Origin of the sequence: Confluentibacter sediminis (assembly GCF_003258355.1) — a bacterium.
In the GTDB taxonomy this organism is placed as follows: domain Bacteria; phylum Bacteroidota; class Bacteroidia; order Flavobacteriales; family Flavobacteriaceae; genus Confluentibacter; species Confluentibacter sediminis.
The window spans coordinates 360,391-372,039 of sequence record NZ_QKPO01000001.1 but is presented as its reverse complement, the minus strand read 5'-3'; the positions used below and the strand labels follow the sequence as shown (position 1 = coordinate 372,039).

At 36.1% G+C, this 11,649-nt stretch carries 9 protein-coding genes; 1 reads left to right on the top strand and 8 read right to left on the bottom strand.

Annotation, left to right across the window (positions count from 1 at the left end):
• Positions 1–19: 19 nt before the first annotated feature.
• Positions 20–1,027: a GTP 3',8-cyclase MoaA gene (gene moaA, locus DKT72_RS01765; protein WP_111306993.1), complete on the top strand. Its 1,008-nt coding sequence runs from the start codon at positions 20–22 to the stop codon at positions 1,025–1,027.
• Between the two features lie 8 nt (positions 1,028–1,035).
• Here the strand turns inward: moaA and DKT72_RS01760 are convergent, their stop codons facing one another.
• The 8 genes from DKT72_RS01760 to DKT72_RS01725 all read right to left on the bottom strand — a co-directional run bounded on the left by DKT72_RS01760 (position 1,036) and on the right by DKT72_RS01725 (position 11,606).
• Positions 1,036–3,333, bottom strand: coding sequence for an FdhF/YdeP family oxidoreductase (locus DKT72_RS01760; protein ID WP_111306992.1), 2,298 nt, complete (start codon positions 3,331–3,333; stop codon positions 1,036–1,038).
• A gap of 2 nt (positions 3,334–3,335) precedes the next feature.
• The gene (locus tag DKT72_RS01755; protein ID WP_111306991.1) at positions 3,336–3,953 is read right to left on the bottom strand and encodes a nucleotidyltransferase family protein; all 618 of its coding nucleotides are present in this window, start codon (positions 3,951–3,953) and stop codon (positions 3,336–3,338) included.
• A 7-nt stretch (positions 3,954–3,960) separates the two neighbouring features.
• Complete coding sequence (locus DKT72_RS01750) at positions 3,961–4,980, bottom strand: XdhC family protein (protein WP_111306990.1); 1,020 nt, start codon at positions 4,978–4,980, stop codon at positions 3,961–3,963.
• A gap of 91 nt (positions 4,981–5,071) precedes the next feature.
• Positions 5,072–7,267 carry a molybdopterin cofactor-binding domain-containing protein gene (locus DKT72_RS01745; RefSeq protein WP_111306989.1) on the bottom strand — a complete coding sequence of 732 codons (2,196 nt, stop codon included), beginning with the start codon at positions 7,265–7,267 and terminating at the stop codon, positions 5,072–5,074.
• Between the two features lie 12 nt (positions 7,268–7,279).
• The gene (locus DKT72_RS01740) at positions 7,280–7,735 is read right to left on the bottom strand and encodes a (2Fe-2S)-binding protein (protein WP_111306988.1); all 456 of its coding nucleotides are present in this window, start codon (positions 7,733–7,735) and stop codon (positions 7,280–7,282) included.
• A 199-nt stretch (positions 7,736–7,934) separates the two neighbouring features.
• Complete coding sequence (locus DKT72_RS01735) at positions 7,935–10,076, bottom strand: xanthine dehydrogenase family protein molybdopterin-binding subunit (protein ID WP_111306987.1); 2,142 nt, start codon at positions 10,074–10,076, stop codon at positions 7,935–7,937.
• A gap of 10 nt (positions 10,077–10,086) precedes the next feature.
• On the bottom strand, positions 10,087–10,548 hold the full coding sequence (locus DKT72_RS01730) for a (2Fe-2S)-binding protein (protein ID WP_111306986.1): 462 nt from the start codon (positions 10,546–10,548) through the stop codon (positions 10,087–10,089).
• A gap of 89 nt (positions 10,549–10,637) precedes the next feature.
• Positions 10,638–11,606 carry a YheT family hydrolase gene (locus tag DKT72_RS01725; RefSeq protein ID WP_111306985.1) on the bottom strand — a complete coding sequence of 323 codons (969 nt, stop codon included), beginning with the start codon at positions 11,604–11,606 and terminating at the stop codon, positions 10,638–10,640.
• Positions 11,607–11,649: the final 43 nt, after the last annotated feature.

Below are 11,649 nucleotides of genomic sequence, written 5' to 3'. Positions count from 1 at the left end.
AATTAAACCTAGTGAAGAAATGAGCGAAAACAAAAACATATTACAAGATTCACATGGTAGAGATCATGCCTATTTACGCATTTCATTAATTGAACGTTGTAATTTACGCTGCTCATATTGTATGCCAGAAGAAGGGATTCAGTTATCACCTAAAAGTCATTTAATGACGTATGAGGAAATTTATGAAATAGCCAAAACCTTCGTAAAACATGGTGTCACCAAAATAAGATTAACAGGTGGTGAACCTTTAATCCGAAAAGACATTCCTGTTATTTTAGAAAAATTGGCAACGCTTCCTGTGGAATTATCCATCACCACCAACGCTATCATTATTGATCAATTTATTGATGTTTTAAAAGCAAACAACGTTAGGAAAATAAATGTGAGTTTAGATTCTTTAGACCGCGAAAAGTTTAAACATATTACGCGTCGTGACCAATTTGAAAGGGTTTATAATAATATTTTCTTGTTGATTAAGGAAGGGTTTCATGTGAAAGTGAATGCTGTCTTAATGAAAGATTTTAACGATAATGAAATCATCGATTTTATCAATTTCACTAAAGATTTACCCATTTCTGTACGCTTTATTGAGTTTATGCCCTTTGATGGCAATAAATGGGATATGAGCAAAATGGTATCTTATAAAGAGGTTATGAATTATGTGAATGATTCATTTACCGAAGACCAAATTGAACGCATTCAAGACGCACCAAACGACACCTCTAAAAACTATAAAATAACAGGCTATCAAGGTAGTTTTGCTATCATTAGTTCCGTCACCAATCCGTTTTGTGATTCGTGCAACAGACTGCGTTTAACAGCTAACGGGCAATTAAAAAACTGCTTGTTTTCAGCAATGGAATCCGATTTACTAACGACACTTCGCGAAGGAAAATCTATAGAACCCATTATTGAAAAAGCTGTAAAAGCCAAGTTTAAAATTAGAGGGGGTATGGATACTTTGGAGAAACTCCAAGAACCAAAACTTCATAATAATAACCGCAGTATGATTACTATTGGTGGCTGATTTTAAAATCAATTTGCCACTTCAACAGTTATAATAACACTTTTGGAAGCTGGAGTTTTAGCTGTATGTGCAAAACTATCTAGCGGAACCAATACATTCGTTTCAGGAAAATAGGTGGCACAACAGTTTTTGGGAATATCATATCCAACAACTTTAAATTGATGTGCTTTTCTAATAACACCGTTAAATTCGGACTGTAAATTCACCACTTGCTGTTCTTGTAAGTTTCTGGCTTTCATATCATCTCGATTCATAAATATGACGCGTCTTTCATTAAAAATGCCCCTATATCTATCATCCAAACCATAAATAGTGGTATTGAATTGATCGTGACTGCGTATGGTCATCATAATCAATTCTTTATCTTTAAGTGTCCATTTTGGAAGTTTATTAATGGTAAAATGGGCTTTTCCGGTCTTGGTTTTAAATTGTCGTTCTCTCGCACCGTTTGGCAAATAAAAACTTGAGGATTGTTTCAATCGTTTATTATAGTCTTCAAAACCATCCACAACTTCCTGAATATCATCACGAACCAAATTATAATCATCTTTATAAGCAAGCCAGTCTATTTTAGTCCTGTCCTTTAAAGTCGCATGAGCAACACCACAAACCACAGCAACTTCACTCAATAAATCATCTGAACAAGGTTCTAAAACACCTTTGGTAGAAGAGACAATACCCATGGAGTTCTCCACACTTTGCATTTGTATGCCCGTCTTTTGATAATCTTTTTCTGAACGCCCTAAACACGGTAAGATAAGCGCTTCTTTACCTGTTACTAAATGAGACCGATTTAATTTTGTACTGACATGAACTGTTAAATCGCATTTAGCCATACCCATAGCTGAATAATTTGTATCTGGCACAGCTGAAATAAAATTGCCTCCCATACCAAAAAACACTTTAACTTTATCTTCATACATGGCTTTAATAGCATCAATGACAGAGTAACCATGTTCGGATTTAGGCTTAAATCCGTATTTGTTTTCAATTTTATCTAAAAAAGCTTGTGGTGCAGATTCCCAAATACCAACCGTTCTATCGCCTTGCACATTCGAATGCCCTCTAACTGGACATGTACCTGCACCTTCTTTACCAATACTTCCTTTTAACAATAATAAATTAACCAATTCCCGAATATTATCCACAGCATTTTCATGTTGGGTTAATCCCATGGCCCAACAAATAATAATATTATTCTTATTCAGAATTAAATTAAAAGCCTCATCAAAAGTATCTTTTGTGATTCCTGAAGCTTTTAAGCAATCTTCAAAATCATAAGTTTTTATATCAGTTATAAAATCATCAAATCCATGGGTATAGTTTTTTATGAACTCTACATCAAACACTCCCCCTATTTCTTCTTCTTTTTCTATCAATTTCAGTAATAATGCTTTAAAAAAAGCAACATCTCCGTTAATGGTGATGGGCACATGAACATCTGACAATTTAGTGCCCCCCATTAATAACCTCATCGGACTTTGAGGATCTGTAAAACTAATTAATCCGGCTTCTGGCAACGGATTTATAGCCATGATGCTTCCGCCGTTCTTTTTACATTTTTCTAGAGCGGATAACATTCTAGGGTGGTTTGTTCCTGGATTTTGCCCAACAACTATAACCAATTCCGCTTTATATAAATCGTCTAAAGTGACCGAACCTTTACCAATTCCCAATGTTTCAGATAATGCACTCCCACTTGCTTCGTGGCACATATTAGAACAATCTGGCAAATTGGTTGTTCCAAATTCCCGAACAAATAATTGATATAAAAAGGCTGCTTCATTAGTCGTTCTTCCAGATGTGTAAAAAACCGCCTCGTCTGGACTTTGTAAAGCATTCAAATGACTTCCTACTTTATTAAAAGCTTCTTCCCAAGAAATGGGTTGATAATGCGTTGCTCCTTTTGCTAAATACATGGGTTCTGAAAGCCTACCCGATTTACCAATTTCAAAATCTGATAATTTTGCTAATTCATCTACAGAATGTGTTGCAAAAAAATCTCTATTAATAAGTTTATTCTGCATTTCTTCGGTCATGGCTTTTATACCATTTTCGCAATATTCACCTACAGATGAACGCTCATCATCGGGGTCAGGCCAGGCACAACCAGGACAATCGAATCCCCCTTTTTGATTCATTTTAAGCGAGGCTTTTATAGCATCCAAAGGATTTGTATATTTTAAAATATAACCCACAGACGATTTTAAAGCAGGTAAACCAACACTGCCGTTTGAAGGTTCTTTAATTTTTAAATCTGTAAATACTTCTGGCGTTTGTGCTTTTTTTTCAGCGGAAGAACCCATAGTTAATTTTTAAAATTTGATTGATACAAATTAATATAATCTTCTTTGGTATCCAAATCCATATTTTCTGTTGGAGGTTTTAATATTTGGACGTTAGGTTGATGGACTTCAAGAATTCTTTTTGCACCTTGATCGTCATTCAGCAGTAACAATTCATTAAAATAGGCTTTATCAAAAAGTACCGGAACACCTACTTTAGCATTTTTATAAGACGTCGCTACAATTTGATTTTTATTCGGTTGAAACTTTGATACCATTGATTTCAAAAAATCACTGGAAATAAATGGTTGATCGCACAAGCTTATAAGAACACCATCTATATGTTGTTTCGACTTTTGAAGATATTCAACAGCGACCGCAATGGATTTACCCAATCCCATCTTCCAATGATAGTTATTTAAAACAATGACTTTTGAAGTTTCCATGGTTTTATGGATTAATTCAAAATTAGCACCTAAAACGACGATAACATCCTTAGCGTCTGCTTTCCTTGCTACATGGACGGCATGATTAATCAAGGTAGAATCGCCCCATTTTAATAATTGCTTGGGCTCCCCCATCCGATTGGAGGCACCAGCAGCTAATATGACAATGGGAATGTTTGATTTAGAACCAGCCATTCTAGAACTATAAGTTGGAGTGAATTCGTCCCGTTTTTTTACTTAAGGATATCGTGTCTCTTTTTCTGGTAACAGCTAAAATTTCTGCCATAATGGAAATGGCTATTTCTTGAGGTGTTTCAGATCCGATATCAATCCCTGCTGGTCCGTAAATTCGTTCTAAGAAATCATCTTCAATATCTGGGCAATATTCCAAGAATTGATTTAATAAATCTTCCCGCCGTTTGGTCGGCCCCAATACGCCAATGTAATTAGGATGGGTCTCTTTTAATGCTACTAAAAATCGTAAATCGTTGGCAAAACTATGCGTCATCAAAACAATTGCTGTTTGATTATCAATAGATTCTATATTGATTTCTTCTGGTGTAACGGCATAAAAACTTGAAGCTCCTTGGAAATCACCAATCGTTTTAGCTTCTTTAGCTCCAGCAACAATAGTGACTTCCCAACCTGTTAAGGCTGCGTATTTACAAAGCTGAACGGCATCATGCTCTGCACCAATAATAACCAATTTAGAACAAGCTGACAAGGTTTGGTTAAATATAGAAAGGGTTTTATTTATTTCTTTGGAATGATTCCCTAAAGAGAACATTTCATCATTTAATTTTACAAACGACCCCAAGCCTAAAATAACTCCTTCTTTTTTGGTATAATAGGACTGAATTTCAAAAGGTTGTCTTTTTTTAATACATTCAAAAAAAGCCTTTTCAAAAATATCTTCAGGTTGAAATAATTCCAACAATATATATAAAACACCTTCACAACCTAATCGGTATCTACCATCATAAGTCATCATTTTAGATTCACCCGACTTAAAAACAGTTTGTGATCGCAATAGAATTTCCTTTTCAACACAACCGCCACTCACAGCACCAACCATTTCATGATTTTCAATAATTAACATTCTAACTCCTGGTCTGCGGTAAGACGAACCGTCTAAAGCAACCACAGTAGCTAAAACCGATTTTAATCCTTGCTTTTGAGCTACTAATCCATTTTGAACTATTTCCTTAAACTCGTGAGTCATGTTATAAAATTCTAAATAATACTATAAATAAAAGTAAAAACCCAACTAAACTAACAATAGATTTAGTTGGGTTTGTCACCATAACAAAAATCTAACCTATAAGTGGCTTATACGTTGTAAATGGCTGATTGTAATATCGTTGACCTGTAACCCCATACAACGCATTAGCCAATGCTCCAATAGCTGGTGGTAAGCCAGGCTCACCCAATCCAGTTGGTGCAATTTCATTTTTAACAAAGAAAACCTCTATTTTTTCTGGTGCTTGCGAATGTCGAATTAATTGATATCTATCAAAATTCATTTCGTTTGGTGCTCCATCCGTAAATGTTAATTGACTGTACATAGCATGGCCAATACCGTCAATAACCCCACCTTGAATAATATTTTCTGCAGCATCAGGGTTTACTAAAATCCCACAGTCCACTGCACACCAAACATTTTTTATTTTTGGTTTATTGTCTTCCATAACCATATCAATTACTTCAGCTACATAGGTAGAATGACAAAAATAAGCTGCCACACCACGGTGAACTCCTGGTTTTGTTTCTCCCCAATTCGATTTTTCCTTGACTAATTTTAAGACACCTGCATAACGCTCTGCTTCATACTCATATTTGTCACCAACTGGATTGTTTATAGCACGATCGAATAATTCCAATCGAAAATCAATAGGGTCTTTTCCTGCTAATTCTGCAACTTCATCAAGAAACGCTTGTTCCGCACCTGCCGTAAAGTTAGACCTTGGTGCTCGCCATGCTCCTGTTGTTATATTCGTTTCTTCTGCATAACTTCCAGCTGAATAATTGTCTACGGCTCCTGCGGGGAAACGGTTAGGAAACACGGCACTTTCTGGTAAGCCTGTTCCTTTCACAGAAAAAGCAATTAGGTTGTTATTTTCGTCCAAACCAGCTTTATATCTAGAAATATATGTAGGTCTGTATGTTCCTTGGCTCATATCATCTTCTCTTGTATAAACAAGTTTTATGGGTCCACCCACCTTTTTGGAAATGGCAGCTGCTTCCAAACCGAAATGTTGGTAGAGTCTTCTACCAAATCCACCTCCCATTCTGGTCATATTTACGGTGATGTTTTCAATAGGCATATTCAGTAATTGAGCAACAGAGCCCTCCAGAGCATTTGGCATTTGGGTCGGCCCTATTAATTCAGCTGAATTTTCTGTGACATTTGCAAAGAAATTCATGGGTTCCATAGTATTATGAGCTATAAAAGGCGCGGAATAAGTACGCTCGATGACTTTGGCTGCCTTCTTAAATGCAGAATCGACATCACCATCTTTTCTCTCTTCTTTAAATTTACCAGATTCCAAAGCTTTTTCCATGCGACTCATGTGCATTTCAGAATTTTCCAATTCACTCACAACTTCCCAATTTGCTTTAATGGCTTTTTTAGCTTTCATCAGTTGCCATGTTGAATCACCTACTATGGCTATGAGCTCTTGAAAACCTCTTTCATCAAAACCTCCAGGTTTTTCTATGGTAGTATCAATAATAAAAGCATCTTTTACCCCTGGCATACTTTTTATTTCTTCCTCATTAAAATCCTTTATTTTCATTCCAAAAGCTGGTGGATGTTGTATCATCGCAAATTGCATTCCTTCTCTTTGAAAATCCAACCCAAATAAAGGTTTTCCTGTTACAATTTTTTTACCATCAACATTTTTGACACTTGTTGATATCAATTTAAAATCTTTAATCTCTTTAAGTTCCACTTCTTTAGGAACTTCAATACCAACCGCTTTCGAGGCTATTTCACCATATCCAATGCTTCTTTCTCCATTGATTTCTTTAATAACACCTTTATCAACCGTTAAATCTGAAATCGTTAGATTCCATTCTTTTGCAGCAGCTTCCAATAACATTCTTCTTGCAGTAGCTCCTGCCATTCTAAGTGCATTCCAACTCAACCGAATGGATAAACTTCCTCCCGCGAATTGATTTTGATAAAACCCCGTATTTAACGGTGCCTGCTCGACCACTACATTTTCCCAGTTGACATCTAATTCTTCTGCAACAATCATGGGCATAGATGTTCTGATATTCTGACCAATTTCAGGGTTTGGTGAGTATATGGTCACCATACCCGTATCACCAATTTTTATGTATCCGTTTATCTCAAACCATTCTTTTGGTATTGCCAATTCTTTAGGCTCTGCTTCTGAACTAATACATCCTGTTAGCCAGCTAAAACCTATAAGCATGCCACCACCTGCAGCAGCCGAAACCTTTAAAAATGAACGACGATTGTATTGTGTTTGTATTTTTGTCATGATTTCTGGCTTTTAAAGTTTAGCTGCTGTTTTCACAGCTTCTTTAATTCTTACATAGGTGCCACATCTGCAAATATTTCCATTCATGGCAGATTCAATATCCTCATCAGACGGATTTGGATTGTTATTTAATAATGCCGATGCCGTCATAATTTGTCCCGCTTGACAATAACCACATTGCGGAACATCATGCTCCAACCATGCTTTTTGAACCGGATGATCCCCGTTCTCAGAAAGACCTTCAATAGTCGTAATATTTACACCTTCAGCTTGAGATACTTGAAGTAAACAACTGCGTGTGGCAGTTCCTTCCACATGTACAGTACAGGCTCCACATTGCCCAATACCACAACCATATTTAGTACCTACAAAACCTAAAGAATCTCTTAGCACCCATAAAAGTGGTGTATCGGCATCCACCTCAACGGTGTGCTTTTCATTATTAATTTTTAAATTGAATGTTGGCATAATATTTATTTAGTTGAAGTTATAAATGAGTCCAAATCTATAGATTTAAATGCATAGCTTTTAAATGTACAAAAAAGGTGATGATTATAAAATTATTGGCACATTATTTTAGAGGCTTCAACAAACATAAGATACTGATATTCATTTTGGTATATATTTTACCATCTATAAATCCCTCATATTTCTTATGTATCACAACCTACGATACCATATATTTTGTATAAGGTTGTTTTCTATAACGTTCGCCTGTGGCTGCTTTTATAGCATTGGCAACAGCCGCCCCAACGGGAGGTAAAGAAGGTTCTCCTAAACCTGTTGGATCCTCATTACTATCTATAAAATAAGTTTCCACAATTGGGGTTTCCATCATTCTAATCAAACGATAATCGCCATAATTTAAGTTTTGTGGCTTTCCTTTAACAAATGGCATTTCACCATACATGGCGTGTCCTATACCATCAATAATACCACCTTCTAATTGGTTTTTAGCACCTAACGGATTAACAACCACACCACAATCAACCACGCAATACACTTTGGTTACTACCGGAACTCCATCTTTTAAAACAACCTCTGCCACCTCTGCAACATGGGAATTATGACTGTAATACGCACTAAAACCTTGGTACACGCCTTTTTTAGATTTTCCCCAATTAGCCTTTTCAGCAGCTAACTTAATAACCGCTTGCATCCGTTCTGGAGACCATTCCATTTTATTTTTTTTGTCCTTTTTTGCCACTTCCAATAATTCCAACCTCAACTTTACAGGATCTTGATTTAATTCTTCAGCCAACTCATCAATAAATGTTTGTTCTGCCGTTGCCAAAAAATTACAAACTGGTGCGCGCCAAGGCCCCGTGGTAATTTCACTTCGTAATTGTGCGGCCTCAACTTTGTAATTTTTAACACATCCCGCTGGAAAATAACTTGCACGCGATTTATTGATACTACTACCAACCGCAGCTTCTTTTAAATGATAACCAATAAGTTTATTATCTTTTATAGCGGCACTTATTTTATATTTTACGATGGGTCTATAAAAACCTCCGGCCATATCATCTTCACGAGTGTAAACCAATTTTACTGGTTTTTTTGATATGTTGGATATTTCAGCAGCTTCTAAAGCGTAATCACCTATTAAACGTCTACCAAAACCACCTCCTATTCTAGTTAATACCAAATGCACATCATCTGGCTCTCTTTTTAACAATCCAGCAACTTGTCTAGCCGTACCTTCTGGTGTTTGAATGGGCCCAGCCAACTCCACTTTATCATCGGTTACATGAGCAAAAAAGTTCATAGGCTCCATACAGCTATGTGGTAAAAAGGGTGCTTCATACGTGTATTCAATCACTTTATCCGCATTCATTTTTGCTATATTTACATTACCATCAGACCTAACTTCTTTTAATTTATCTGAATCCAATAACTTTTCAAGCTCTACATCATGGTCTTCCGAACTCATCAAGGTTTCATCTGAACTCCATTCAGCTATTAATGCGTTCTTGCCAGACATAGCTGCCCAAGTATTGTTTCCTAAAACAGCTATTTTATCTCCAAATTGAAATACATCTATAACCCCAGGAACATTTTTTGCTTCAGTAGCATCAAAACTTACTAGTTTTTGTCCAAAAGCCGGCGGTCTCAACGACACAGCATAGACCATACCTTCTTTTTTATAATCCAATCCGAATAATGGTTTACCAGAAGTAATTTTATCGATATCTACATTCCTAATATCTTTTCCTATGATTTTAAAATCTTTTGGATTTTTAAGCTTAACATTATCTGGAATTTCCAGTAAAGCAGCTTCTGTAACTATTTCACCATATCCTAATTTTTCACCTCTAGAATTTTCTATAACACCTTCGTTTGTAGTACATTCTGACGCATCAACGCCCCACTTGATAGCAGCCGCATTAATAAGCATTTGCCTTGCAGTGGCACCGGTTTGTCGCAATGGCGTCCAAGACGATCTGATAGACTGACTACCTCCAGCAACTTGCCCTTTGAAATTTTTAGTATCTAAATCAGCTTGCCTAACCAAAACATGTTCCCAAGGCACATCCAATTCTTCTGCAATTAACATAGGCATGGATGTTTTAACCCCCTGACCTATTTCAGGATTTTTTGAATAAATGGTTACCATGCCATTCTCTGCAATTTTTATAAAAGCATTAAAATCCTTATAATTTAAAGTTTCGGGATCGATCATCACCTTACTATCAGGGTTGCACGCCTCAAATAAGGTAAACCCTAACATAATCCCACCAGTAGATAAACCAACAGTTTTAATAAAAGATCTTCTACTAAATGATAAGCTATTATTACTTGTTTCCATGTCCAAATGATTAAGATTCCATTGTGGCAGCAAGATTTACAGCCTTTTCAATTCTATTATATGCACTACATCTACAAATATTTCCATGCATAGCCGCTCTAACCTCTTCTTCTGTTGGACTCGGATTTTTCTCTAAAAAAGCTGATGCCGTCATAATTTGCCCGGCTTGACAATACCCACATTGTGGCACATCTACCTCTTTCCATGCTTTTTGAACTGGATGACTATTATCTTCTGAAAGCCCTTCGATGGTGGTGATTTTAGCGTCTCCTACACTAGAGATTGGTATTAAGCAGCTTCTAGATGCTGAACCGTCAAGATGGATGGTACAAGCCCCACATTGGCCGATCCCACATCCGAATTTGGTTCCTACCAAATCCAAAAGATCTCTTAAAACCCACAATAAAGGCATATCTTCTTCTGCCTCAACAGTATGATTTTTTTTGTTGACGTTTAGGTTATAAGTTGGCATTTTACTTTTTTTTGGTTAATATATTGTGAATTAGAACAAAAACTAAGACACTTTCATACTTTTTAAAAATACAAAAAAAGGACGCTCATTTATGCTTTTAACATAGTTTTAATAAACTCCAACGCTCGTTTTTCATTATAATATATGTTCTTTTTATCAATAAATCCTGCATGTCCGCCATACTTAGGCATTTCTAAATATAGATTAGGATTATTTTTTGCTTCTTTAACAGGATAACATTCTGGAGATAAAAACGAATCGTTTAATGCATTAATAATCAACGATGGAATTTTAATATTAGGTAAAAACTGCTTGCAACTAGATTTTTTATAATAATCGGTGGCATCTATAAAGCCGTGGGCTTTAGATGTGTATACATCATCAAAATCTCTTAATGACATAATGGAACACCATACTTCAGCGGGCAATTCCTCAGGATAATTATTCATTTTAATTAATAGTTTACGTTTTAAGTAATTAAGAAAATGAATAGAAAATGGTTTATTTTTAAATTTATGAAGTTCCCCACAAGAGCCATTCAAATCTGCAGGCACAGAAATAGCAACCGCAGCTTTAATTTCATGAGGCACATCTTCCCGTTCGCCCAAATATTTTAAAATAAGATTGGCTCCTAAACTCACTCCATATAGATAGATTTCTTGGTAGGTATTAGATGCTAAAATGTGTTTTATAATCTCCTCTAAATCTTCGGTAGCACCCGAATGGTAACTTCTGTATTTTAAATTATCTTCCCCACTACAGCCTCTAAAATTAACACAAACCGCATCCATGCCATTGGTATTACATAGTTTTGCAGTTCCCGTAACATAAGGCCGTTGCCCATGACCTTCCAACCCATGAAAACAGATAATTAGTTTATTAGCTTTTTCATTTGCATAACTCCAATCTAAATCTAAAAAATCGCCGTCGCTGAGTATGATGCGCTCACGTTCCTGTTTTACTCCAGAAACTTTTCTGAATAAACCAGAATATACCGTGGCAATAAATCCGTTTTTAAAAAAGAATGGTGGCTTGTAAGTTGAATCTAGGATGGGCATTTGGTTGGTGGGTGGTTGTTGGTTGGTGGTTTTTGGTTTTTGC

Coding starts and splice junctions, on each gene's coding strand:
- DKT72_RS01725 (WP_111306985.1), bottom strand. CDS start 11,606: ATGCCCATCCTAGATTCAACTTACAAGCCACCATTCTTTTTTAAAAAC.
- DKT72_RS01730 (WP_111306986.1), bottom strand. CDS start 10,548: ATGCCAACTTATAACCTAAACGTCAACAAAAAAAATCATACTGTTGAG.
- DKT72_RS01745 (WP_111306989.1), bottom strand. CDS start 7,267: ATGACAAAAATACAAACACAATACAATCGTCGTTCATTTTTAAAGGTT.
- DKT72_RS01750 (WP_111306990.1), bottom strand. CDS start 4,980: ATGACTCACGAGTTTAAGGAAATAGTTCAAAATGGATTAGTAGCTCAA.
- DKT72_RS01755 (WP_111306991.1), bottom strand. CDS start 3,953: ATGGCTGGTTCTAAATCAAACATTCCCATTGTCATATTAGCTGCTGGT.
- DKT72_RS01740 (WP_111306988.1), bottom strand. CDS start 7,735: ATGCCAACATTCAATTTAAAAATTAATAATGAAAAGCACACCGTTGAG.
- DKT72_RS01760 (WP_111306992.1), bottom strand. CDS start 3,333: ATGGGTTCTTCCGCTGAAAAAAAAGCACAAACGCCAGAAGTATTTACA.
- moaA (WP_111306993.1), top strand. CDS start 20: ATGAGCGAAAACAAAAACATATTACAAGATTCACATGGTAGAGATCAT.
- DKT72_RS01735 (WP_111306987.1), bottom strand. CDS start 10,076: ATGGAAACAAGTAATAATAGCTTATCATTTAGTAGAAGATCTTTTATT.